This is a genomic window from Streptomyces sp. CNZ287 (assembly GCF_007827615.1).
This window is the reverse complement of the sequence record NZ_VISV01000003.1, coordinates 111,017-132,469: the sequence shown is the minus strand read 5'-3', so window position 1 is coordinate 132,469 and position 21,453 is coordinate 111,017. Positions and strand designations below refer to the sequence as shown.

General features: G+C 73.9%; 22 protein-coding genes and 2 pseudogenes. 11 read left to right on the top strand and 13 right to left on the bottom strand.

Going from position 1 to position 21,453, the window contains the following annotated elements; translation table 11 throughout:
* Positions 1 to 19: 19 nt before the first annotated feature.
* Both FB457_RS08130 and FB457_RS08125 read right to left on the bottom strand, forming a co-directional pair.
* Positions 20 to 895, bottom strand: a complete 876-nt coding sequence (locus FB457_RS08130; protein ID WP_047018858.1) for an FAD/NAD(P)-binding protein — start codon at positions 893 to 895, stop codon at positions 20 to 22.
* Positions 892 to 1,353 carry a Crp/Fnr family transcriptional regulator gene (locus tag FB457_RS08125; RefSeq protein WP_047018859.1) on the bottom strand — a complete coding sequence of 154 codons (462 nt, stop codon included), beginning with the start codon at positions 1,351 to 1,353 and terminating at the stop codon, positions 892 to 894. The genes FB457_RS08130 and FB457_RS08125 overlap by 4 nt, the downstream gene beginning before the upstream one ends.
* A 281-nt stretch (positions 1,354 to 1,634) precedes the next feature.
* On the opposite strand from FB457_RS08125, the gene FB457_RS08120 reads away from it, so the two are divergent.
* Positions 1,635 to 2,096 (top strand): OsmC family protein, encoded by a 462-nt coding sequence (locus FB457_RS08120; protein ID WP_052770517.1) that lies wholly within the window; start codon positions 1,635 to 1,637, stop codon positions 2,094 to 2,096.
* 208 nt (positions 2,097 to 2,304) lie between these two features.
* Here the strand turns inward: FB457_RS08120 and FB457_RS08115 are convergent, their stop codons facing one another.
* Both FB457_RS08115 and FB457_RS08110 read right to left on the bottom strand, forming a co-directional pair.
* Entirely contained in the window at positions 2,305 to 3,036 is a 732-nt protein-coding gene (locus FB457_RS08115) for a CBS domain-containing protein (RefSeq protein ID WP_145781373.1), read from the bottom strand.
* Between the two features lie 31 nt (positions 3,037 to 3,067).
* Positions 3,068 to 3,475 (bottom strand): acetate--CoA ligase family protein, encoded by a 408-nt coding sequence (locus FB457_RS08110; RefSeq protein ID WP_047018861.1) that lies wholly within the window; start codon positions 3,473 to 3,475, stop codon positions 3,068 to 3,070.
* A gap of 285 nt (positions 3,476 to 3,760) precedes the next feature.
* Between FB457_RS08110 and FB457_RS08105 the strand changes: the two genes are divergently transcribed.
* The 5 genes and pseudogenes from FB457_RS08105 (at position 3,761) to FB457_RS08085 (ending at position 8,493) form a co-directional block, all read left to right on the top strand.
* Positions 3,761 to 4,519, top strand: a complete 759-nt coding sequence (locus tag FB457_RS08105; protein WP_047018862.1) for a universal stress protein — start codon at positions 3,761 to 3,763, stop codon at positions 4,517 to 4,519.
* Positions 4,520 to 4,702: 183 nt separating this feature from the next.
* Positions 4,703 to 5,326 carry a DoxX family protein gene (locus FB457_RS08100; RefSeq protein ID WP_078898501.1) on the top strand — a complete coding sequence of 208 codons (624 nt, stop codon included), beginning with the start codon at positions 4,703 to 4,705 and terminating at the stop codon, positions 5,324 to 5,326.
* An 82-nt stretch (positions 5,327 to 5,408) separates the two neighbouring features.
* Positions 5,409 to 6,209 (top strand): HAD family hydrolase, encoded by an 801-nt coding sequence (locus FB457_RS08095; protein ID WP_145781371.1) that lies wholly within the window; start codon positions 5,409 to 5,411, stop codon positions 6,207 to 6,209.
* Between the two features lie 181 nt (positions 6,210 to 6,390).
* Positions 6,391 to 7,588: pseudogene (locus FB457_RS08090) on the top strand (putative PEP-binding protein); the annotation flags it as partial.
* Positions 7,589 to 7,677: 89 nt separating this feature from the next.
* Complete coding sequence (locus FB457_RS08085; protein WP_145781370.1) at positions 7,678 to 8,493, top strand: universal stress protein; 816 nt, start codon at positions 7,678 to 7,680, stop codon at positions 8,491 to 8,493.
* A gap of 112 nt (positions 8,494 to 8,605) precedes the next feature.
* On the opposite strand, the pseudogene FB457_RS08080 reads toward FB457_RS08085, so the two are convergent.
* The 5 genes and pseudogenes from FB457_RS08080 to FB457_RS08060 form a co-directional block, all read right to left on the bottom strand.
* Positions 8,606 to 8,993: pseudogene (locus FB457_RS08080) on the bottom strand (bifunctional acetaldehyde-CoA/alcohol dehydrogenase); the annotation flags it as partial.
* Positions 8,994 to 9,236: 243 nt separating this feature from the next.
* Complete coding sequence (locus tag FB457_RS08075) at positions 9,237 to 9,665, bottom strand: hypothetical protein (RefSeq protein WP_145781368.1); 429 nt, start codon at positions 9,663 to 9,665, stop codon at positions 9,237 to 9,239.
* A 61-nt stretch (positions 9,666 to 9,726) separates the two neighbouring features.
* Positions 9,727 to 10,671: a PDR/VanB family oxidoreductase gene (locus tag FB457_RS08070; RefSeq protein ID WP_145781366.1), complete on the bottom strand. Its 945-nt coding sequence runs from the start codon at positions 10,669 to 10,671 to the stop codon at positions 9,727 to 9,729.
* Positions 10,668 to 10,850, bottom strand: a complete 183-nt coding sequence (locus FB457_RS08065; protein WP_047018866.1) for a hypothetical protein — start codon at positions 10,848 to 10,850, stop codon at positions 10,668 to 10,670. Before FB457_RS08065 ends, FB457_RS08070 begins: the two co-directional genes overlap by 4 nt.
* Complete coding sequence (locus FB457_RS08060) at positions 10,847 to 11,905, bottom strand: aromatic ring-hydroxylating dioxygenase subunit alpha (protein ID WP_047018867.1); 1,059 nt, start codon at positions 11,903 to 11,905, stop codon at positions 10,847 to 10,849. Before FB457_RS08060 ends, FB457_RS08065 begins: the two co-directional genes overlap by 4 nt.
* 402 nt (positions 11,906 to 12,307) lie before the next feature.
* On the opposite strand from FB457_RS08060, the gene FB457_RS35155 reads away from it, so the two are divergent.
* On the top strand, positions 12,308 to 12,646 hold the full coding sequence (locus FB457_RS35155; RefSeq protein ID WP_047018868.1) for a hypothetical protein: 339 nt from the start codon (positions 12,308 to 12,310) through the stop codon (positions 12,644 to 12,646).
* A 13-nt stretch (positions 12,647 to 12,659) separates the two neighbouring features.
* Here FB457_RS35155 and FB457_RS08050 read toward each other — a convergent pair whose 3' ends face one another.
* Together FB457_RS08050 and FB457_RS08045 are read right to left on the bottom strand one after the other, a co-directional pair.
* Positions 12,660 to 13,481 (bottom strand): IclR family transcriptional regulator, encoded by an 822-nt coding sequence (locus FB457_RS08050; RefSeq protein WP_047018869.1) that lies wholly within the window; start codon positions 13,479 to 13,481, stop codon positions 12,660 to 12,662.
* 12 nt (positions 13,482 to 13,493) lie between these two features.
* Positions 13,494 to 13,919, bottom strand: coding sequence for a MarR family winged helix-turn-helix transcriptional regulator (locus FB457_RS08045; RefSeq protein WP_047020499.1), 426 nt, complete (start codon positions 13,917 to 13,919; stop codon positions 13,494 to 13,496).
* 254 nt (positions 13,920 to 14,173) lie between these two features.
* On the opposite strand from FB457_RS08045, the gene FB457_RS08040 reads away from it, so the two are divergent.
* The 4 genes from FB457_RS08040 to FB457_RS08025 are packed head-to-tail and all read left to right on the top strand — an operon-like array spanning position 14,174 to position 18,087.
* Entirely contained in the window at positions 14,174 to 15,082 is a 909-nt protein-coding gene (locus tag FB457_RS08040) for an SDR family oxidoreductase (protein WP_145781567.1), read from the top strand.
* On the top strand, positions 15,082 to 15,990 hold the full coding sequence (locus FB457_RS08035) for an amidohydrolase family protein (protein WP_486588958.1): 909 nt from the start codon (positions 15,082 to 15,084) through the stop codon (positions 15,988 to 15,990). The genes FB457_RS08040 and FB457_RS08035 overlap by 1 nt, the downstream gene beginning before the upstream one ends.
* 28 nt (positions 15,991 to 16,018) lie before the next feature.
* On the top strand, positions 16,019 to 17,596 hold the full coding sequence (gene menE, locus FB457_RS08030; protein WP_047018870.1) for an o-succinylbenzoate--CoA ligase: 1,578 nt from the start codon (positions 16,019 to 16,021) through the stop codon (positions 17,594 to 17,596).
* Positions 17,597 to 17,628: 32 nt separating this feature from the next.
* On the top strand, positions 17,629 to 18,087 hold the full coding sequence (locus FB457_RS08025) for a MaoC family dehydratase (RefSeq protein WP_047018871.1): 459 nt from the start codon (positions 17,629 to 17,631) through the stop codon (positions 18,085 to 18,087).
* 39 nt (positions 18,088 to 18,126) lie between these two features.
* On the opposite strand, the gene FB457_RS08020 is transcribed toward FB457_RS08025, so the two are convergent.
* Both FB457_RS08020 and FB457_RS08015 read right to left on the bottom strand, forming a co-directional pair.
* On the bottom strand, positions 18,127 to 19,587 hold the full coding sequence (locus tag FB457_RS08020; protein WP_047018872.1) for an aldehyde dehydrogenase family protein: 1,461 nt from the start codon (positions 19,585 to 19,587) through the stop codon (positions 18,127 to 18,129).
* Between the two features lie 145 nt (positions 19,588 to 19,732).
* On the bottom strand, positions 19,733 to 21,421 hold the full coding sequence (locus FB457_RS08015; RefSeq protein WP_047018873.1) for an IclR family transcriptional regulator domain-containing protein: 1,689 nt from the start codon (positions 21,419 to 21,421) through the stop codon (positions 19,733 to 19,735).
* Positions 21,422 to 21,453: the final 32 nt, after the last annotated feature.

Below are 21,453 nucleotides of genomic sequence, written 5' to 3'. Positions count from 1 at the left end.
CTTCAGACGCGCTCGACCGTCAGGTCGAGGAAGTGGGTGGAGCGGGCAGGAACGGGCCGGTCTGCGCCCGGACATCGCACAGCTCGTTCACGGCGAGCAGGTCGGCCACCCGGTCGTAGCCGACGACCGGGCCCTCACGGCACAGCAGTACGGGACCGAGCCGGCAGTGGTCGCAGTGACCGGCGGCGCAGTGCATGTTCCGCTCCAGCGACACCCGGATCCGCTGGGCGGGAACGCCGCGGCGCAGCAGTTCGCGAGCGGTGGCCCGGATCATCGCCTCGGGGCCGCAGACGAAGGCCGTGGTGGTCGGCGGGTCGAACGGGGCGCGGTCCAACTGCCTTGTCACCGTGCCCACGCCGCCGCGCCAGCCGTCGGGCGGCAGGTCGACGGTGACGGCCACGTGTGTCGCGGAGGCCTCGTTCAGGCACCGAAGTTCGTGCCGGTACAACAGATCGGCCGGGCTACGGGCACCGACGAGGAGGCTGATCCGGTCGTACCGGTCGGTCCTGGCCAGGAGCGAGCGCACGAGCGGACGCAGCGGCGCAAGACCGCTTCCTTCGGCGACGACCAGAACGTCCCCGCCGTCGGCCGCCTCCGGCGTCCAGCCGGTGCCGAAGGGGCCGCGTACGCCCAGGATGCGGCCCGGCCGCGCGGCGTGCAGAGTCGCGGGGACGGGGCCCTCGGCCCGTACCGTGTGCGTGAGCCGGCTCCGGTGCTCCAGGATTCCGCTCACCGGCACGGGGGTCTCGCCGACACCGGGGACGCATACCATGGCGAACTGGCCCGGCCGGAACAGCGGGAGCTTCTCGCCGGTCGGCTCGATCACCAGTGTGGCCGTGTCGGCGTTCTCCTCGGTGCGCCGCACCACCCGGTACGGCACAGGGGCCGCGGTCATGACATCGGTCCACTGCCGTAGGGCCCGTACAGATCGAGCAGCCGGGTCCGGGCGGCCTGCAGCCGGTGCCCGACGATCTCGGCGACGCGGTGCGTGATCGCCCGGCCGGTCACGGAGTCCCCCTCGCAGAGCTGCCGCACCACGGTGGCGTCGAACTCCAGGGCGCGCACCGGACTGAGGGCCTGCGCTCCCAGGTGCCACTGGTACGGCCGGAACAGCCAGGACCAGCCCAGCAGGTCTCCGGAGCCGAGGGTCTCGACGACGGCGGCCTGCCGCCCGGGGACGTGCAGGTCGAGGGTGACAGAGCCGGTGTGCAGCACCCAGAACCGGTCGGCGCGCTGCCCTTCGTTGAAGATTCGCTCCCCGGCGGCAAAGGACACCTCCCGGGCGTGCTCCAGCAGCCGGTCCCTGATCTCGGGCCGCAGCGCACCGAGCAGGCTGGTGCTCGTGTTGATCATGATTTCTCTCCGTCCGGTCGGTGGGCGGGCGCCTCGCCGTGCCCGGCCCCCGCAAGCCGTTCCCGGCCCGTGGCCGAAGGCCGGCTGCCGATGTCCGCCATCGCTCCTCCTCTGCGCGGGGCCTCCACCTCCACCATCCGCCCCGGGCGCCGCGGGCGGCAGAGGCCGAGCGGCGCCCGGGGGCCGTCTGAGCGGCCCGCTGACGTGCCCGAACGGCCCCAGCAGAGAGGCGAGGAGCGCGCTTGGCCGGAAGCGGGACCACAGGGGGAGAGGAGCCGGGGATGAAGGATGAGACGGCGCGGCGCGTGCCGCACACAGCGGCATTCGCCAACCCGGGTTCGAAGCAGGAGGGAACCGTCGACATCGCCTACGTGCCGGGTGAGCTCCACCGGATCTCCGCAGGAGGTCACCGCCGCCTGACCGACCGGCAGAGCAGCGCCGGCGGCGGGGGTCCCGCCCCGACGACGGCGGAACTCTTCGTCACCTCGCCGGCGGCGTGCATGGCGTACTACGCGGGGCGCTACCTGCACCGGCACGGCAAGACCCGCGACGGGCTGCGGGTGCAGTCCACGTTCGCGATGGCGGCAGACCGGCCGGCCCGGGTAGCGCGGGTGACGGTGCGCCTCGCCGTCCCCGCGGACCTCACGGAGCGACAGCGCGAGGTGCTGCTGTCGGTGGTGCGGCACTGCACCGTGCACAACTCGCTCCTGCATCCGCCCGAGATCGAGGTGGAACTCGGCTGAGCGGAGATGGAGGGGCCGGTCCGGCCCGGTCGGGCCGGCCCCGACGCCGGGGTGGCCCGAGCAGCTTCGGGCCACCCCGTTCTGCCGGCGCAGGCTCAGGACGCCGCGTACGTGCCGCGCGGTTCGGCCGCCGCCTCGGCCGCGGAGCCGTTCTTCGTGCCGTACGCGACGAGCACGAGGGGGAGTGCTCACGACAGTCGCGCCTCCTTCAGAGACGGCGCAGCCAGTCCTCGGCCACGCCGTGCGGGACCTGCTCGACGGGGCGGATCCGGGAGTCGTCCACGCGGGCGGTCAGCCGGTTGACCACGCTGACCACGCCGTCGACCTTCTCGGTGAGCGTCCCGGCGATCGCGGCCTCGCTCTGCCGCTCCAGCTCGCCCTCCAGGACCACGATCCCCTCCTCGACGACGACGCGGACCTGCCCGGCGACCACCCACAGGCCGCGGACCAGGACCTCGTCGAGCACCTCGCGGCGGATTTCGGCGTCACTGCGGACGAAGACCTGCAGCAGGTCGCGGCGGGTGACGATGCCGATCAGCCGGTTCTCTTCGTCGACCACCGGCAGCCGCTCCACGCGGTGCGCGGCCATGATGCGCGCGGCGTGCGTGACGGTGTCGTCCGCACGCACGGTGACCGCGGGCCGGGACATCAGGGCCTGGGCGCCGGTCGCCCGTGCCTTGCGGCGCTCCGTCCGGGCCCGGCGGGTCAGCCGGGGCAGCCGGCGGCGGCGCTGCGGCCCGTACACGGGGCGCTGCGCGGCCTGGCGGAGCATCAGGTCGGTCTCGGAGATGACACCGAGGACCTGCTCGTCGTCGTCGACCACGGGCAGGCCGCTGATGCGGTGCTCGTGCAGCCGTCGGGCGACTTCCTTGAACGGGGTCGCGGGGCCGGCGGTGACGACGTCGTCGGTCATCACGTTGCCGATCTTCCGGTGCTTCATCGCAGTCTCCTCAGAAGAGGCGCGGGCGCGCTCAGCGCAGCCGGCGCAGGTACGGGTCGTGTCCCCGGTGCGGCAGCACGCGGACGCGTACGTCCACGGCGGTGATGCCGTCCGGCCGGGCCAGCAGTGGGTTGAGGTCGGCCTCGGTGATCTGCGGCAGGTCGTGGACCATCGCCGACAGCCGCAGCGGCAGTTGCTCCAGGCCGGTCAGGTCCACGGGGCCGGCGCCGCGGTTGGCGGCGAAGGCCCCTTCGGGGAGCGTTCGCAGCAGGTCCTCGACCAGTGCGACGGGGAACCGCAGCCGCAGGTTCTCCGGCGACATCTGCCGGTACAGGTCCAGTAGCCGCTCGTTGTCCTCCGGCCCCGCCGGCCGGATCTGCAGCGTTGTGCCGTCGGCCAGCAGCGCGTGCGCCGCAGTCTCGTGCACGACCTCTGTCATCACGGATCCCCTCTCGGTACGAGTCCGATGTCAGGATCCGACGCCACTCCCGCCGCTCTCCTGGGCTTCCCGGGGCCCGACCGCGGGCCGGGAGTCCCCACCCGGGCCGGTCCACCGGCCCGGGCGAGGGCCGCTGCCCGGCCGTCCCATCCTCATGTGCCTCCACAGGGCCCTTCCCGGGCGGGGCCGCTCGGTGCCGATCGGAGCCGAAGTGCCCCCTCTTCCTCCTGCGCGACGCCGCCCATGCTCGGCAGCGTTCACGTCCCGGCGACAGAAGGCGGAGAGATGACCATGGAACGCGTACTGGTGGGATTCGACGGCTCGGTGCCCGCGGTGCGGGCCCTCGACCTGGCGGCGGAAGAGGCGGCGCTCCGCGGCGGTGAGCTGGAGATCGTCCATGCCCTGCCGGACGTGGACGGCGCCGCACCCGTCCTCGCAGCCGCCGTCGACCGCGTACACACCCGGCATCCCGCACTGGAGACCGCCGCCGTGCCGGTGGCCGGCGACCCGGTGCGCGCCCTGCTCGACCGCGGCCGGACGGCGGCGCTGACCGTGGTGGGCAGTCGGGACCTTGACGGTATCGCCGGGTTCGTGACCGGCTCGGTGAGCCGGCGCACCGCCGCGCGTGCCGAGTGCCCGGTGATGATCGTGGGCGGCAAGCGGGCCGGCCGCCGGCAGGCCGGGCCCGGCTTCGTCCTGTTCGTCGTCGGCGCCGACGACGAGGCGGACGCCGCCGGCCTCGCCTTCGCGGAGGCCCGGCTCCGCGGCGTCGAACTCCGCATCCGGCACGCGCCCACGTACGCGCCGGCCGCCCCCGGGCCGGCCGCCGCGCGGCGGCACCCGGCCGCCCCCGAACCGCACCAGCGGGCACCGCAGCACCGCGAAACCCGCGCCGCCCTCGCCACTTCCGCGGCGGGGGCGGCAGAGACCGGCGAAGCCCTGCTCGTCGTCGCCACCCGCAGGAGCTGCCGCGGCCCGGATCGCGCGGCGCGTTCGCTGCTGCACGAGGCCCGCTGCCCCGTGGTCCTCGTCCCGGCCCGATAGCACCACGCCGACCGCCGGGCGCGGACCGGCCCTCGGCCTCAGGGCCGGACAGCCCTTCGCCTTGACGACCTTCGGGCCTGCGCGAAGGCCCTCTTCAGGCCATCCGCAACCGGCGTCCCCCACGGGAGATTGAAAGCGCACAGACCGAACAGACACCGAGCGTTACACCAAGGGAGCGGAACCATGGCAGTGCACCAGCAGCCCCGACGGCACTTCGACCTCCACCTGCCGCAGCGGCGTGCGGCGCGCTCGACGGACGGGACCGGAGCGGCCGCCGCGGCGACCACCACCCCGGCGGTCGGCTACGTCCTCGCCGGCGTCCGGCTGATGACCGGATTCGTCTTCCTGTGGGCCTTCCTCGACAAGACCTTCGGCTTCAGCTACGCGACGCCGGGCAACGGCGCCTGGATCGACGGCGGCTCGCCCACCGAGGGCTTCCTCGGCAGCGTGGCCGTCGGCCCGATGGAGGACACCTTCCACTCCTGGGCCGGCGACGCCTGGGCCGACTGGCTGTTCATGCTCGGCCTGCTCGGCATCGGCATCGCGCTCGTCCTCGGTGTGGCGCTGCGGTTCGCCGCACTGGCGACCACCGTGATGATGGCCCTGATGTGGGTCGCCGAGTGGCCGCCGGCCAAGCACCTGTCGGACGGCTCGCCGAGCATGTCGACGAACCCGCTGATCGACTACCACGTCATCTACGCGGTCGTCGCGATCGCCCTCGCCGTCACCTACGCCGGCAACACCTGGGGCCTGGGGCGCATGTGGGCGACGCTCCCCTTCGTCCGCGACCACCGCTCGCTCCAGTGACCGGATGACCCGCGAACCGGCGGTCCGGGTACCCGCCGCGGCGCCCGGACCGCCGTACGTCGCGCATCGAGAGGAGACAGCAATGACGACCGCAGCCGCGGCAGCCGGTCCGATCGGCACGCCTCACGACGGGCTGGTGCCGCAACTGCACGGCCTGCACGCCGTGGTGTTCGACACCGACGAGATCATCACCGACTCGGCCCCGGTGCACGCCGCCGCCTGGAAGGCCGCCTTCGACGCCGTTCTGCATGCCCGTCCGCCCGCTGACCCGGCGCTGCGCGGCACGTTCGACCCGGTCGGGGACTACCGGCGCCACGTCGACGGCAAGCACCGCATCGACGGCGCCACGGACTTCCTCACCACCCGCGGGATGACCCTGCCCCTCGGCACTCCCCGGGATGCCCCGGGCACCGACAGCGTGTGGGCCGTCGTCGCGGCCAAGGAGGCGGCCTTTACCGCCCGCCTGGACGAGCACCGCGTCGAGGCGTACCCGGGCGCCGTGCACCTGCTGGACCGGCTGCGCCGGGCCGACGTGCCCTGCGCGGCCGTCTCGGCCTCCCGGCACACCCGGGACCTGCTGCTCCGGGCCGGCGTACGGGCCTACTTCGCCTGCCTGGTCGACGGCCGGGACACCGCTCACCTGGACCTGAAGGACGCACCTGCGCCGGACCTGTTCCTCGAAGCCGCCCGGCGGCTGGCCGTCGAGCCGTCCGCCGCCGCCGTCGTCGGGTTCGCCTTCGCCGGCGTCGAGGCGGGCCGGCGCGGCGGCTTCGCCCTGGTGGTCGGCGTGGACCGGACCGGCACGGAGGCCGGCGCCACCGAGCTGCGGCGGCACGGCGCGGACGTGGTGGTGCACGACCTTGCAGAGCTGCTCGACTCATGAGCGGGGCTGGCCTTCTTCCACGAGGTCACGAGCCGACGCAGGAGCGACCGACCGTCGGGCCGCCCCACCGGAGGAAGAGGATCCACATGGCCAAGAGCATCTACGAATTCGACGAAGGCGGCCGCGAGATGGCCGGGCTGCTCGGCGGCAAGGGCGCCGGCCTTGCGGAGATGACCCGCTCGGCGTGCTCACCCTCCGCGAGTCCCCGGTGGCCGCCTACCTCGAAGCCGGCGCCGACACCGGTGACATCGCCGACGACGATCTCGTCAAGGCCGTCGACCGCTTCCTGCGGCACGCAGACGGGACGCGCCGCATGGAGGTGCGGGCCAACGCCGACACACCGGAGGACGCCGCCAGGGCGCGACGGTTCGGCGCCCAGGGCATCGGCCTGTGCCGCACCAAGCACATGTTCCTCGGCGAGCGGCGCCATCTGGTCGAGGCGATGATCCTGGCCCGCTCCGACGTCGAGCGCCGCCAGGCGCTCAAGGGGCTGCTGCCGCTGCAGCGCGCCGACTTCACCGGCATCCTCGCGGCGACGGACGGCATGCCCGTGACCATCCGGCTGCTGGACCCGCCGCTGCACGAGTTCCTCCCGGACCGCACCGCGCTGACCGCCCGCCTCAGCGCCGCCGGGGCCCGAGGCGAACGCCCGGACCCACACGACGCGGAGCTGATGCAGGCCGTGGAGCGGATGCACGAGGTCAACCCGATGCTCGGCCTGCGCGGCGTGCGCCTGGCGCTCGTCGCGCCCGGCCTGATCGCCATGCAGGTACGGGCCCTGGCCGAGGCCGTCGTGGACCGGCGCCGCGCCGGCGGTGACTCGCGCGCCGAGATCATGGTGCCGCTCGTCGCCTCCGTGACCGAACTGCGCCAGGTCAAAGCGGAGATCAAGCAGGTGCTCGCCGAGGTCTCGGCCGCCGCGGGCACCGACGTCGACCTCCCCGTCGGTACCATGATCGAGCTGCCCCGGGCCGCTCTGACCGCCGGCCGGATCGCGGGGGAGGCGGAGGTCTTCTCCTACGGGACCAACGACCTCACCCAGACCGTGTGGGGGATGTCCCGCGACGACGTCGAGGCGGAGTTCTTCCCCGCCTATCTGGCTCAGGGCGTCTTCGACACCTCCCCGTTCGGGAGTCTGGACCGCGACGGCGTGGGCCGCATGGTGGAGATCGCCACCGCCGAGGGCCGTGCGGCCCGGCCGGGCCTCGTCACCGGGGGTCTGCGGCGAGCACGGCGGCGACCCCGCATCGATCAGCTTCTTCGACCGGGCCGGGCTGGACTACGTCTCCTGCTCGCCGTTCCGCGTGCCCGTCGCCCGCCTGGAGGCCGCGCGCGCCCGCCTCGACGACGCGCACCGGGATACGGGCGACACCCGGTGAGACGGCACACTGGGCGCGGGGCGGCCGTGGCGGCGGCTCCGCGCCCCATCCGTGCAAGGACGCGAGTGGTGGGAGAGGGAGGCCGGGAGATGTCAGGATGCGTCGTCGCCGTGATCGACGGCTCCGAGAGCAGCGCCGCGGCTGTGGACTGGGCGGCCGGAGAAGCCGTCACGCTGGGGGCGGAACTGCGGCTGGTGCACGTCGCCGCGGCGAAGCCGGAGCCACCCGCGGACACCCCCGCCCCCGGCATCGGTCTGCTCCTGGAGCGGGCTGCCCGGCACCTGGCCGGTCGGCATCCGGCGCTGCAGGTCACGACACGGCTGCGGCACGGCGACCCGGGAGTGGAGCCTGCCCCGGCCGGGGCGGAGGCGGAGGCCGGACTGCTGGTGCTGGGGGCGCCCGGCCCGGAGAGCTCCGGCGGTGTGGTGTCCGCCCTGGTGGCGCGCGCCTCCTGCACGGTGGCGCTGGTGCCGGCGGGGGAGCGGGAGCCGGACAGCGGCGAGGTGGTCCTCGGTATCGACGCCCACCACGCGGACCAGCCCGCGGTGGACCTGGCCTTCGCCACGGCCCAGCGCCGCGGAGCCGTGCTGCGCGCCGTGCACGCCTGGGGCTTGCCGCCGGCCGCCGAGCGGCTGTCGTACGCGGTGCCGGAGGAGGATCGCGGGGAGTGGGAGGACCAGGAGGTCCAGCGGCTCAGCGACACGCTGCGCGGCTGGCGAGAGAGGTACCCGGCGGTGCACGTGCACGACGACCTGCGGCTGCTGCCCCCGGATGAGGCGCTGGTCGCGGCGTCCGCACGTGCCGAACGTATTGTCGTCGGCCGCGGCGGCACGCGGCTGAGTCCCACGACCGAGGCCGTTCTGCAACGCCCCCGCTGCCCCGTGGTGGTCGTACCGGCTACCTGAGCCCCGGTGTGCGTCGTTCTCCGCAACCAGGGCAGCCGGGCTCCGTCCCGTCATGCGGCACCGGGCCGTCGCGGCCGGGACGGTCCGGTGCCGCATGACGCGGCAGCCGGGGCTACCGAGCGGAGGACGGTTCGGGGGTGGCGGCGCCGCCGTAGTAGGCCGCTCGCATCAGTTCCTGCATGTCGTCCAGCATCGGCATCCGCGGGTTGGCGGGCGCGCACTGGTCCTCGTAGGCGTTCAGGGCCTGCCGGGGGAGGGCTTCGAGGAAGCTCCGCTCGTCCACGCCGGCCTTCTGGAAGGAGGGCTCGATGCCGACGGCGTCGCGGAGCCGCTCCGAGGGCCTCGACGGCTTGCCCGGCGGAGTCGGCGGGGAGGCCGATGGTGCGGGCGATGTCCTGGAACCGCTCGGGTGCGCGGTAGTGCTCGTACTCCGGCCGGCCGGTGAGCTTGGCCGGCACGGTGCCGTTGTAGCGGATGACGTGGGGCAGCAGCACCGCGTCGAGGGTCGTCGTTGCCTTCATCCGGCAACTGGACGGCATCGGTACGGAGGTGCATCACCCCAAGGCCAGCGATGTTCTCCGTGTGAGGGCGTGGGTGTAGTGGTCAACTCGGCCCTCGGACACATCATTGCCCCACGATCGTAGGTTTGCGGGCAGGCGTGATCGGCACCCGGATCTCACCTGGCGTGAGGAACGGGTGCGCTGTTCTTTACCCGCCTCCGGCGGTGGAGTTGGGCGCTGGGCTCAGGCGATGCGGATCCTTTCTCCCGTCGGGGTGCCGGCGGTGAGGGTGCGGTCGCGGGACCAGCAGGAGTCCATCCGCCGCCCGCACACCCCGCAGTGCAGCAGTGCGGCGAGCAGGCAGGTGCGTCCCGGCGCGGTGGTGGTGGCCCGCTTGCCCTGGGCGGCGACGAAGCCGGCCTCGCTGACCAGGGCCGGGTGGGCCTTCTCGCCGGAGATGATCCAGTCCCGCGGTGGGTTCCAGCGGGCGATGTCGCGGTGGCCGAGGCGGTGCTGGCCGGGTCGATCAGCTCCCGGTCGGTGCGCTGGCCGTTCCGGACCCGGCGGCCGGTGGAGCGGGGGTCGGCCAGGATCGCGCCGACCGCGGTCAGTGTCCAGAGGCCGGCTCGGCGGTGTGGATTGCGGGCCGGGCCGCCCACCTCCGGCAGCCACGACCACACACCGTGGTGCTCGAACAGCGGCGCGGTGGTGATCGGCTCCAGCGAGTGGGCCGTCAGAGGCCCAGTACCAGCCGGGGCCCCCGGCAGCGGGACACGCAGATCATCATCGACTCTCCCGCCTCCCGCTCCTCCTCGCTCAGCAGCGAGTCGCGGTGGTCCGGCGTGCCCTCAAGGACGTCCGTCTCACACGTGCCGCAGGTGCCCTCGGTGCAGGAGTAGAGCACTTCGACGCCCGCCGCCCGTACGGTGTCGAGGACGGACGCGTCCGCCGGCACGGTGAGCGTCCTGCCGGAGTGTGCGAGCACCACCTCGAAGGCGTGGTCGGTGCCCTCGCGCGGCGCCGTGCGCGGCTGGAAGCGCTCCATGTGCAGCGTCCCCGGCGGCCGGCCGCCGCACTGCTGTGCCACCGCGTCCAGCAGCGGGGCGGGGCCGCAGCAGTAGACGAGCGTGTCCGGTCCGGCCCCGGCCAGGTACGGCGCGAGGTCGAGGAGGCCCGACTCGTCCTGCGGGGCGATGCCGACCCGGTCGCCGTAGCGGGCCAGTTCGCCGGTGAAGGCCATCGAGGCGCGGGTGCGGCCGCCGTAGAGCAGCGACCAGTCCGCGCCCGCCGCGTCGGCGGCGGCGACCATCGGCAGGATCGGGGTGATGCCGATGCCGCCGGCGATGAACCGGTAGCGCGCGGCCGGGCGGAGCGCGAAGGTGTTGCGTGGGCCGCGGGCCCGGACCTTCGTGCCCTCGTGCAGCCGGTCGTGCACCTGCGCGGAGCCGCCCCGCCCGGCCGCCTCGCGCAGCACCGCGATCCGCCAGGTCCTGCGGTCCGCGGGGTCCGAGCACAGCGAGTACTGCCGGACGAGCCCGCCGTCCAGGAGGAGGTCCACGTGCGCCCCCGGCTCCCAAGCGGGCAGTTCCCCGCCCGGGCGGCGGAGCGTGAGGGCGAGCACCCCGTCGGCGGCCACGTGCCTGCCGTCGACGACGAGGTCGTGGGTGTCCGCCGTCATTCCGGGTGTCCGGCCGGATGTCCGGGCGGGTGTCCGACCGGGTGGGCGAGCATCCACTCCCACATCGCCACGGGGTCCTGCGTGGTGTGCTCGGCTCCGCAGTGGCAGACGCCGTGCAGCAGGTCCGTGCCCGGCCGCCAGTCCACGCGGTACACCTCGGCCGTGGGGCCGCTGCTCACGAGACGCGCTCCACCGGCTTCTCGCCCTCCTCGGCGAGCCGGGCCAGGATGCGCCGGGCCGCGAGGCCGCCGGTGTCGATGTTGATGCTCAGCTCCTGGTAGCCGTCCTGTTCGCGGTCCAGGGCCTCCTGGAGGACATGGAGCGCGTCGACGTCCTGCATCACCACGGTGTGGTTGGAGTCCCGCAAGAATGCCGTGACCTCCGGGTCGTCGCGTGCGAAGTCCCGGGAGACGGCCCAGAAGTCGTAGACCGCGCCGGGCGCCGAGGGCGTGATGGCGTAGGTGATCTCGGTGTGGAAGGCGTGCGGATCGCTGCCGTCCGCCTCCGGCAGGACGCCGACGGGCGCGATACGGCTGTGCAGCAGGTACAGGCAGGGGGCGTGGTACTCGATGTCCTGCCAGCGGGTGATGCGGCCCTCGAGGCCGGTGGAGCGCGCGTAGAACGGCGGGCACGCGGCGTCGTCCATGTGCCGGCTGACGCGGACGATGCCGGCGCCCTCGTCGACCTCCGTGGCGATCGGGGTCTCGGCGACCTCGGGGGTGCCGATGTAGCCGCCGTGCAGGTACGTCTCGTGGGAGAGGTCCAGCAGGTTGTCGACGAGCAGTCCGTAGTCGCAGCGGATGGTCTCCATGCCGCTGACCGAGATCCACCCCGGGTCCGCCAGGTGCGCGGCCCGCGGGATGGTCCGCGGGTCGGCGACCGCGGGGTCACCGATCCAGACCCAGACGAAGGAGTCCTGCTCGACGACGGGGTAGGAGCGGACGCGGGCGGTGCGCGGAACGCGCTTCTGCCCCGGGACGAAGACGCAGGCGCCGGTGCTGTCGTACGTGAAGCCGTGGTAGCCGCACACCACCGTGTCGCCGTCCAGGCGGCCCTGCGACAGCGGGAAGCGGCGGTGCACACAACGGTCTGCCAGGGCGACGACCTCGGCCGCTTCGTCCTCGGTCCGGTAGAGGGCGATCGGCTCGCCGAGGACCGTCCGGGCGATCAGCTCCCGGCCGACCTCGTGGCCGTAGGCCGTGACGTACCACTGGTTCCTCGCGAACGGGGGCATGGTTCTCCTCTCGCTGCCGGGCGGAACTGCTCCCGCTCCGCCGCGTCGTGGGGTGGGACCAGAGTCGGGACGGGGGCCGGGGGCGGGCAACGGCTCTTCCGCCCGGTGGAAGCCTGTGTCCAATGTTGGGCGAATCATTGACGGCAGTCAGAAATTCGCCTTACATTCCCGGGGTCGGGCATTGCGGTGCCGCGCCGTCCGTGCCCGCTCCTCCTGGAGAACGGAGCAACTCGCCGTGCCCGTGCGCCTCTTCCGCACGCCGGCCGCCCTCGCCGTGGTGGCTGCCCTGGCTGTCCTCGCCGTGAGGCCGCCGCGCAGACGGACGTCGCCGCACGGCCGGACACGGCGCCCCCGCGGCATGCCACCGGCACGCTCCCCGACGGCGTCACCTGGATCGCGGACGTGCCCGCGGACTGGATCGGCACGCGGCTGCTGTTCACCCACGGCTTCGGCCCCACCGTCGCCCAGAATGCGCCGAACCCGGCCGTGCGTGACCACCTCCGCGCCGGGGGTCACGCCCTGGCGGGCTCCTCGTCCGACCCCGAGCGGCACACCTCCCGGCATGAGGGCGTCGACTGCGCCTGCCTGCTCGCCGGCTCCACGCACGCCCCGCAGGTGCGCGTCCGCTACCGGGCCGCGCCTGGGCCGGACCCGGACGGCGCGGCGTACGTGCCGTACCGGCCGGCCGAGCTGGTGGTCGGCCGGGACATCGGCCGGGAGAAGGGCGGCGGCCATCGCTGAGCCGCGCCGGTGGTCAGCCGGGAGCGGCGCCCGGCCGCCATCCCAGCGCCCGGGAGATGCCGCGCCCGGCCAGCCGCACGGCGGGGATCAGTGCCGGGGGCTGCGCACCGGCGGCGTGTACGACGAGGGACACCGACGCCACCACGGCGCCGCGCGGGCCGCGCACGGGGGCGGCCACGGACAGCGCGTCGTCGGTGATCTGACGGTCGCTCACGGCGCAGCCGGTGCGCCGCACCTCGGCCAGGGCGCGGCGCAGGCTGTCGGAGTCGGACAGGGTGTACGGCGTGAAGGCCGCCAGCGGGCGTGCGCAGACCTGCTCCTGGACGGCCGCGGGGCTGTGCGCGAGGAGGACGAGGCCCACGCCCGTCGCGTGCAGCGGCCAGCGCGCCCCGACCCGGCTGCGTACGCCGACGGCGGCGCGCCCGGAGATCCGCTCCAGGTACACGACGTCCAGGCCGTCGCGGACGGCGAGATGCACGTTCTCGTGGGTCGACTCGTAGAGGTCCTCCAGGTAGGGCAGCGCGGCTTCGCGCAGCGCCGGGCCGCGCGGGGCCAGCGCCGCGAGTTCCCACAGCCGCAGCCCGATGTGGTAGCCGCCCCTCTCGTCGCGTTCCAGCGCGCCCCACGCGGCCAGGGCCCCCGCCAGCCGGTGGGCGGTAGCCAGCGAGAGGTCGGCGCGCTGTGCGATCTCCGTGAGGGACAGCGCCGGGTGGGCGTGGTCGAACGCGCCCAGGACGGCGAGCAGCCGGTCCGCCGCCGACCGGGAGGACCGGGAGGGCGTGCGCGCGGTGCCGGGGCTGCGTCCCGGCGGCGGCTGTCCTGCGGGGGCCGGCATCGGCGGGGTCCGTCAGTCCGGTCCGGGTTCCGCGATACGCAGCAGCAGTGCGTGCAGGGCGGCCCGCTCGTCGGGGTGCAGCGGGGCGAGCAGCTCGTCGGTGACCCGGCGCCCGCCCTTGTCGGTGTCGCGCAGCGTGTCCCGGCCGCGGTCGGTGAGGACGACGATGCGGCTGCGGCGGTCGTCCGGCGACGGCCTGCGGACGACGAGGCCCAGCCGCTCCAGATCGTCCACGAGGTTCACGATCGCGCTCGGGTCGTAGCCGAGGCGCTCGCTCAGCTCCCGCTGCAGGGCGCCCTCCGCCGAGGCCAGGTAGCGCAGCAGCGCGTAGTGCCGCAGCCGCAGCCCGGACTCCTCGAGGGTGGCGTTGAACAGGCGGCCGGAGCGCAGCCCGAGCCGGTAGAGGAGGTAGCCGGTGTCGGTGTGCAGGCCGCGCATCCAGGGCGCGTCTTCGTCAGCGATGTCGTGCTCCGGGTTCGGTCCGTGTGCGCGCGGGACGTCGGGCGGGACCGTCCCAGCATGGAACACATGCTGGGTTTCGACAACTATTGACGAGAACAAATATCGGACTTAGCTTCGCTGTCTGTTACGAGAAGGGATCCGCTCTTGTGCCTGAGCCCTCCGCCACCGCCCCAGAACCAGCCCGCCCGGAACCCGTCGGCCCAAAACCCGTCGGCCCGGAACCCGCCGGCCTGGACCTGACCGGCAAGGTCGCGGTCGTGACCGGCAGCGGCCGCGGCCTCGGGCTGGCCTACGCCGCCGCGCTGGCCCGGGCCGGGGCGTCCGTCGTCGTCAACGACATCGACACCGGCGTCGCCGAGGAGGCCGCGAAGTCCCTGCGGGCGTCCGGGGGCAGCGCCGTCGCCGAGGCCGTCGCCGTCGGCACCGCGGAGGCCGCCGAGCGCCTGGTCGGCCGCGCCGTGGCGGAGTTCGGGCGGCTCGACGTCATGGTCACCAACGCCGGCATCCTGCGCGACAGGGTGCTGTGGAAGATGACCGACGACGACTTCGACGCCGTCGTCAGCACCCACCTGCGGGGCACCTTCACCTGTGCCCGCGCCGCCGTGGTGCGCATGCGCGAGCAGGGCGAGGGCGGCAGCCTGGTGCTCGTCGGCTCCCCGGCGGGCCAGCGTGGCAACTTCGGGCAGACCAACTACGCCGCCGTCAAGGCCGGCATCGCCGCCATGGCCCGCACCTGGTCCATGGAGCTGGCCCGCTCGCGCATCACCGTGAACGCGATCGTCCCGGTCGCCGCCACCGCGATGACCGAGAACATCCCGGCCTTCGCCCCCTACGTCGAGGCGATGCACCGCGGCGAGCCGCTGCCCGGATTCCTGCGCAAGGGCGAGGGCTTCGGCACCCCGGAGGACTGCGCGGCGCTCCTGCCGTTCCTCGCCTCCGACGCCGCCCGCGACCTCACCGGGCAGTGCATCGGCATCGGGGGCGACCGGCTCGCCCTGTGGTCGCACCCGCAGGAGACAGCCGTCGCGTACGCCGACGGGGGCTGGACGCCGGAGGCCATCGCCGCCGCCTGGCACACCTCGGTCGGCCGCGAGCCGCAGTCGGTGGGCATCCCCGCCCCGGTCTTCCCGGAGGCGTGATGACCGAGATGGCCGAGGTCTCCGAGATGACAGCCCTCGACGTCGACGGTCTCGCCGCGATTGACGTCCACACGCACGCCGAGGTGTCCTCGAAGGGGCACGCCTCCCTCGACGAGGGCCTGCACGAGGCATCCAGCGCCTATTTCAAGGTCCGGGGCAAGCGCAGACCCACCCTGGAGGAGACCGCCGCTTACTACCGCGAGCGGAACATGGCCGCGGTCGTCTTCACCGTCGACGCCGAGTCCGCCACCGGCACCGCGCCCGTCCCCAACGAGGAGGTCGCCGAGGCCGCCGCCGCCAACCCGGACGTGCTCATCCCCTTCGCGAGCATCGATCCCTTCCGCGGCCGGGCGGGCGTGCAGCAGGCCCGCCGCCTGGTCGAGGAGTACGGGGTGCGCGGCTTCAAGTTCCACCCCAGCATCCAGGGGTTCTACCCCGACGACCGCCTCGCCTACGGGCTGTACGAGGTGATCGAGGAGACCGGCGTCATCGCCCTGTTCCACACCGGGCAGACCGGCATCGGCGCGGGCGTCCCCGGCGGTGGCGGGATCCGCCTGAAGTACTCCGACCCGATGCGCGTGGACGACGTGGCGGCCGACTTCCCGCATCTGAAGATCATCCTGGCGCATCCGTCATTCCCCTGGCAGGACGAGGCCCTGGCCGTGGCCACCCACAAGCCCGGGGTCCACATCGACCTCTCCGGCTGGTCGCCGAAGTACTTCCCGCCGCTGCTGGTCAAGTACGCCAACAGCCTGCTGAAGGACAAGGTGCTGTTCGGCTCCGACTACCCCGTCCTCACCCCCGACAGGTGGCTCGCCGACTTCGCCGAGCTGCCCATCAAGGACGAGGTCAGGCCAGCGATTCTGAAGGAGAACGCAGCCCGGCTGCTCGGGCTCACCCGCTCGTAACCCCGTCGAGCCGCAAAGGGGCGCAACGATGCGCAACGAGGGACTGGGGTCATGGCCCGCACGCCGGGCCCGCAAGACCCCCCACCGCACCGCCCTGCTCCACCACACCACCCTGCGCAACCGCACCGGTCCGCGTCACCACGATGATGCGGCCGGCCACGCCGATGCCGCCGTCAGCTACGCCGGGCTCCACGAACGCACCACCCGCCTCGCTCACGCCCTGCGCGCGCACGGTGTCCGGCGCGGCGACCGGGTCGCCTACCTCGGCCCCAACCACCCCTCCTTCCTGGAGGCGCTCTTCGCCGCCGGCCTGCTGGGCGCGGTCTTCGTCCCGCTCAACACCCGGCTGGCCGCGCCCGAGATCGCGTACCAGCTCGCCGACTCGGGTGCCCGGCTGCTGCTGCACGCCCCCTCGCACACGGCCCTGGCGACCGACGCCACGGGCGCCGGAGGGGACGACGCGCAGGGGACGCCCGCGCGCGTCGCCGTCGGCGGCAGCGCGTACGAGGAACTGCTCGCCGCCATGGTCACCGAGCCCGTCGACGAGCCGGTCGCCCTCGACGACACCGCGATCATCATGTACACCTCGGGGACGACCGGCCGCCCCAAGGGCGCCGTGCTCACCCACGGCAACCTCACCTGGAACGCCGTCAACGTCCTGATCGACCACGACCTGACCGCGGGCGAGGTCGCCCTCGCGTCCGCGCCCCTGTTCCACATCGCCGGGCTCAACATGCTGGCCCTTCCCGTGCTGCTCAAGGGCGGCACCTGCCTCGTCGTGGAGGGCTTCGACCCGGGGGACACCCTTGAGCTGATCGAACGGCACCGGGTCACCTTCATGTTCGGGGTGCCGGCCATGTTCGACCGGATCGCCCACCACCGCCGGTGGGCCGGTGCCGACCTGTCCTCGCTGCGCATCCTCACCTGCGGCGGATCCCCCGTCCCCACCCGGCTGATCGCCACCTACCAGAGCCGCGGCCTGACCTTCCTGCAGGGCTACGGGATGACCGAGGCGGCCCCCGGCGTCCTCTTCCTCGACGCCGAGCACGCCACGGCCAAGGCCGGCTCGGCCGGCGTGCCGCACTTCTTCAGCGATGTCCGCGTCGTCCGCCCCGATCTCACGCCGGTGGACGTCGGCGAGGCGGGCGAGATCCTGGTGCGCGGGCCGCACGTCATGCCCGGCTACTGGGGACTGCCGGAGGAGAGCGCCGCGGCGTTCGCCGACGGCTGGTTCCGCTCCGGGGACGCCGCGCGCGTCGACACCGACGGCTATGTCACCGTCGTCGACCGCATCAAGGACATGATCATCTCGGGTGGCGAGAACATCTACCCCGCCGAGGTCGAGGACGCCCTGCTCGCCCACCCCGACATCGTGGAATGCGCCGTCATCGGGGTGCCGGACGAGAAGTGGGGCGAGGTCGGCCGCGCGGTCGTCGTCGCCCGCGAGGGCGCCGAGCTCGACCCTGACGAGGTGCTCGGATCGCTCTCCGGGCGGCTCGCCAAGTACAAGATCCCGAAGTCGGCGGTGACGGCCGCCGAGCTGCCGCGCACCGCCTCCGGCAAGCTCCTCAAGGCCCGCGTACGCAGCCTGTACGGCACACCCTGACCCGCCCTCACCTCTGCAGCAGGGAGTTCCCGATGAGCATCACCGTCAACGGCCTGGACGAGCTGAAGAAGCTGGCCGGCAGCGACCTGGGCGTCAGCTCGTGGATCGAGGTCACCCAGGACCGCATCGACACCTTCGCCGACGCCACCGACGACCACCAGTGGATCCACACCGACCCCGAGCGGGCCGCGGCCGGCCCGTTCGGCCGGCCCGTCGCCCACGGCCATCTGACGCTGTCCCTCTTCATCCCGCTGTTCACCGGACTCCTGGAGGTGGACGGCGTCACCACGAAGGTCAACTACGGCCTGAACAGGGTCCGCTTCCCCGCCCCGGTCCCGGTCGGTGCGCGCATCCGCCTCGCGGCCCGGCTCGCCGGCGCCGAGGACGTGCCCGGCGGCGGGGTGCAGATCACGGTCGACGGCACCGTGGAGATCGAGGGCGCGGCGAAGCCCGCGTGTGTGCTGCAGAGCATCTCCCGCTTCTACGCCTGAGCGGCCGCCCCCCCGCCGGGGTGCCGCGCGGACGCCGGCTCAGAACGGGTAGCGCGGGTGCTGGGTGGCGACCGTGACCCAGCGGGTGTGGGAGAAGGACTCGATGCCCCACCGGCCGCCGAAGCGCCCGTAGCCCGAGGCGCCGACCCCGCCGAACGGCGCCTGCGGCTCGTCGGCGACGGACTGGTCGCCCACGTGCACGATGCCGGTGCGGACACGGCGCGCCACGGCCAGTCCGTGGGTGGCGTTCTCGGTGATGACACCGCAGGTCAGGCCGTTCTCCGTGTCGTTGGCCAGGGCCACGGCCGCGTCGTCGTCGGCGAAGGTGCCGACGGCGCAGACCGGGCCGAACGACTCCGCGTGGTACAGCTCGGCGTCCTCGGTGACGCCGGTGAGCACCGTCGGCGGGTACACCGCGCCCGCCGGCTCTCCGCCGCCCGCGAGGACCGTGGCCCCCTTGGCCACCGCGTCCTGGACCAGTCCGGCCACCCGCCGGGCGGAGCCCTCGCTGACCAGAGGGCCGACCACCGTGTCCGGGAGCCGGGGGTCGCCCGCCCGCAGTGTGGCGACTTTGGCGGTGAACCTCTCGGTGAACTCGTCGGCGAGGCTCTCGTGGACCAGGACGCGGTCCCCGGACATGCAGATCTGGCCGGAGTTCATGAAGACGCCGAAGGAGGCGGCGTCGACCGCGTGACCCACGTCGGCGTCGTCGAGCACGATGATCGAGTTCTTGCCGCCCAGCTCCAGCAGCGCGGGCTTGAGGTGGGTGGCGGCGTGGGTGCCGATGATGCGGCCCACACCGGTGGACCCGGTGAAGTTGACGGCGCGGACCCGGGGGTCGGAGATCAGTGCCGCGGCGATCCCGGCCGCGTCCGCGGGCGCGTTGGTGACGACGTTCAGCACCCCGTCGGGCAGCCCGGCCTCGCGCAGGACGTCGGCGACGAGCAGCCCGCAGGCGATGGGCGCGTCCTCGCTCGGCTTCACCACGACGGTGTTGCCGGCCGCGAGCGGCGCGGCCACGGCGCGCACGCCGAGGATGACGGGGGCGTTCCAGGGCGCGAAGGCGGCGACCACGCCCATCGGTTCACGTACCGCCATGCCCAGCGCGCCCTCTTCCTGGGCGCTGAGCACCTCGCCGCGCGGCGCGGTGACCGCGGCGGCGGCCTCGCGCAGCATGTTGGCGGCGAGGGCCACATTGAAGTACGCCCACGGGCGGGTGCCCCCGGCCTCGTGTGCCATGACCTCGGCGACCTGGTCGCCCTTGGTGTCGAGCAGGTCGGCGGCCCTGAGGAAGAGCGTCCGGCGGGCGAAGGGGCTGACGGCGGCCCACTCGGGGAAGGCCGCGTCCGCCGCGGCCACGGCCCGGGCGACGTCCTCGGGTCCTGCGGCGGCCACGGTGGCGTACACCTCGCCGGTGTAGGGGTTGAGGTCCTCGGCGGTACGGCCCGAGGCGGCGGGAGAGTCCTTGCCGTCGATGAGCAGTTCGCGGGTGATGGCCATGACGCGGGGGTCCTTTGCCGAGGGTGCGCATGCCGGAGTCCACTCTCATGCGCGCGTTCGTCAGGTGAATTGATATTCACGAATGCGCGGGCGGTTAGAGTGCTCCCGGACCGGGGGAATGTCAAGGGGCCCCGGGCGGCCCGGCTCAGACGGCGGGGATGCGGGTGAAACGTCCGGCGACGTGCAGGTCCGCCTCGATCCCGGCGGCCGTGGCGCGCAGCTCCGGCAGGAGACCGGTGACGCACTCACCGACGCTGCGGCGGCTGCTGTGCATCGCGACGTTCAGCGCCGCCACGACCGCTCCGCCCCGGTCGCGGACCGGGACCGCGATCGAGCGCAGGCCCTCCTCCAGCTCCTCGTCGACGAGGGCGTACCCCTCGCGGTGGACGCGGTCCAGGAGCGCCGCGAGCTCCGGGCGCCCGGTGAGGGTGCGCGGAGTCAGCGGCCGCAGCTCCGTGCGTGCCAGCCGCGCGGCGCGCTCCGCGGGCGGGAGGCCGGCCAGCAGCACCCGGCCCATGGAGGTCGCGTAGGCGGGGAAGCGGGTGCCGATGGTGATGTTGACGCTCATGATGCGGCCCGTGGCCACGCGTGCCGTGTACTGGACGTCGTCACCGGCGAGTACGGCCAGCGACGTGGAGTCGTGCACCCGCTGCGCGAGCGCGGCGAGATGCGGCGCGGCGATCTGGGAGAGCGTCGTCCGGGAGAGCGGAGGGAAGCCGAGGGCGAGGACCTGCGGGGTGAGCCGGAAGGTCCCCGCGTCCGAGGCGACGTACCCGAGGTGCTCCAGGGTGATCAGCGCCCGCCGGGCGGTGGCCCGGGCAAGACCGGTGGCCTCGGCTACGGCGGTGAGCGTCAGCGTCCCGCGCCCCTCGCCGAACGCCGTCAGCACGGTCAGCCCGCGGGCCAGCGACTCGACGAACCCCCGGCCCAGTTGCTGCTTGGAGGCACCGGTCCAGGCGGCGAGCCCGGCAGGCCCGGAGGGTGCCGGGGCGGGCGAGTCCCGGAGCAGGGCCCGCTCCATCGCCTCCACGGCCGTACGCAGCCGGGGCAGCAGCGCGTCGGGCAGGGACGCGGCGCTGTGCCGGCTGGTGTGGCTCACCACGCTGACCGCGCAGGCCACCCGGCCCTCCGGGTCGTGCACGGGCGCGGCGAGGGCGATCAGCCCGGGTTCGATCAGTTGGTCGTCCACCGCCCAGCCCCGCTCCCGGGCCTGCGCCACGCGCTCCTCGAAGCCCGCGACGGCACGGCCGAGGGGCTTGTTCTCCGGCCGGTCGCGCGGCGGCAGACTGGGAAAGCCGAGCCCCTCGGGGTCGGCGGCCCGGTGCGCGGCCCACCGCTTCCACTGCACACTGCTCCAGCCGGCGGCGAACAGCGCGCCCGGCGCGGTGCGTTCCGCGGGCAGCAGGTCGCCGATGCGGAAGCTCAGGGACATGGTGCGGCGCCGGGTCGCCTGCCGGATGAAGCGGATGCCGTCGCCGTCGGAGACCGCGAGGGAGACCGACTCGTCGAGTTCGTCGGCCAGCGCCTCGGCGTGCCGGCCGAGCAGCTCGGGGAGCCGGAGGGCGGCCAGGTAGGCGTTGCCCAGGGCCATCAGGCCCGGCGCCAGAGAGACGTCGCGGCCGTCCAGCCGGAGGTAGCCCATCCGGGCCAGCGTGCCCGTCACCCGGTCGACGGTGGAGCGGGCCAGTCCTGTGGCGCGTTCGAGGTCGCTGAGGCTGAGGGCCCCGCCGGCGTCGGTGAGCCTGCGCACCACGGCGATCCCGCGCATCAGCGGGGTGACGGCCTCGGGTGGCACCCCGGTGCCGGGCGTCGGCACGGTGCGGGTCGGCGGCATGGACTCTCCCCTGCTGGATCTCGGGGACACCG

Coding starts and splice junctions, on each gene's coding strand:
- FB457_RS08120 (WP_052770517.1), top strand. CDS start 1,635: ATGAAGGATGAGACGGCGCGGCGCGTGCCGCACACAGCGGCATTCGCC.
- FB457_RS08095 (WP_145781371.1), top strand. CDS start 5,409: ATGACGACCGCAGCCGCGGCAGCCGGTCCGATCGGCACGCCTCACGAC.
- FB457_RS08015 (WP_047018873.1), bottom strand. CDS start 21,421: ATGCCGCCGACCCGCACCGTGCCGACGCCCGGCACCGGGGTGCCACCC.
- FB457_RS08060 (WP_047018867.1), bottom strand. CDS start 11,905: ATGCCCCCGTTCGCGAGGAACCAGTGGTACGTCACGGCCTACGGCCAC.
- FB457_RS08100 (WP_078898501.1), top strand. CDS start 4,703: ATGGCAGTGCACCAGCAGCCCCGACGGCACTTCGACCTCCACCTGCCG.
- FB457_RS08035 (WP_486588958.1), top strand. CDS start 15,082: ATGACCGAGATGGCCGAGGTCTCCGAGATGACAGCCCTCGACGTCGAC.
- FB457_RS08020 (WP_047018872.1), bottom strand. CDS start 19,587: ATGGCCATCACCCGCGAACTGCTCATCGACGGCAAGGACTCTCCCGCC.
- FB457_RS08115 (WP_145781373.1), bottom strand. CDS start 3,036: ATGAAGCACCGGAAGATCGGCAACGTGATGACCGACGACGTCGTCACC.
- FB457_RS08105 (WP_047018862.1), top strand. CDS start 3,761: ATGACCATGGAACGCGTACTGGTGGGATTCGACGGCTCGGTGCCCGCG.
- FB457_RS08110 (WP_047018861.1), bottom strand. CDS start 3,475: ATGACAGAGGTCGTGCACGAGACTGCGGCGCACGCGCTGCTGGCCGAC.
- FB457_RS08085 (WP_145781370.1), top strand. CDS start 7,678: ATGTCAGGATGCGTCGTCGCCGTGATCGACGGCTCCGAGAGCAGCGCC.
- FB457_RS08050 (WP_047018869.1), bottom strand. CDS start 13,481: ATGCCGGCCCCCGCAGGACAGCCGCCGCCGGGACGCAGCCCCGGCACC.
- FB457_RS08070 (WP_145781366.1), bottom strand. CDS start 10,671: ATGACGGCGGACACCCACGACCTCGTCGTCGACGGCAGGCACGTGGCC.
- menE (WP_047018870.1), top strand. CDS start 16,019: ATGCGCAACGAGGGACTGGGGTCATGGCCCGCACGCCGGGCCCGCAAG.
- FB457_RS08125 (WP_047018859.1), bottom strand. CDS start 1,353: ATGATCAACACGAGCACCAGCCTGCTCGGTGCGCTGCGGCCCGAGATC.
- FB457_RS08025 (WP_047018871.1), top strand. CDS start 17,629: ATGAGCATCACCGTCAACGGCCTGGACGAGCTGAAGAAGCTGGCCGGC.
- FB457_RS08130 (WP_047018858.1), bottom strand. CDS start 895: ATGACCGCGGCCCCTGTGCCGTACCGGGTGGTGCGGCGCACCGAGGAG.
- FB457_RS08045 (WP_047020499.1), bottom strand. CDS start 13,919: ATGCGCGGCCTGCACACCGACACCGGCTACCTCCTCTACCGGCTCGGG.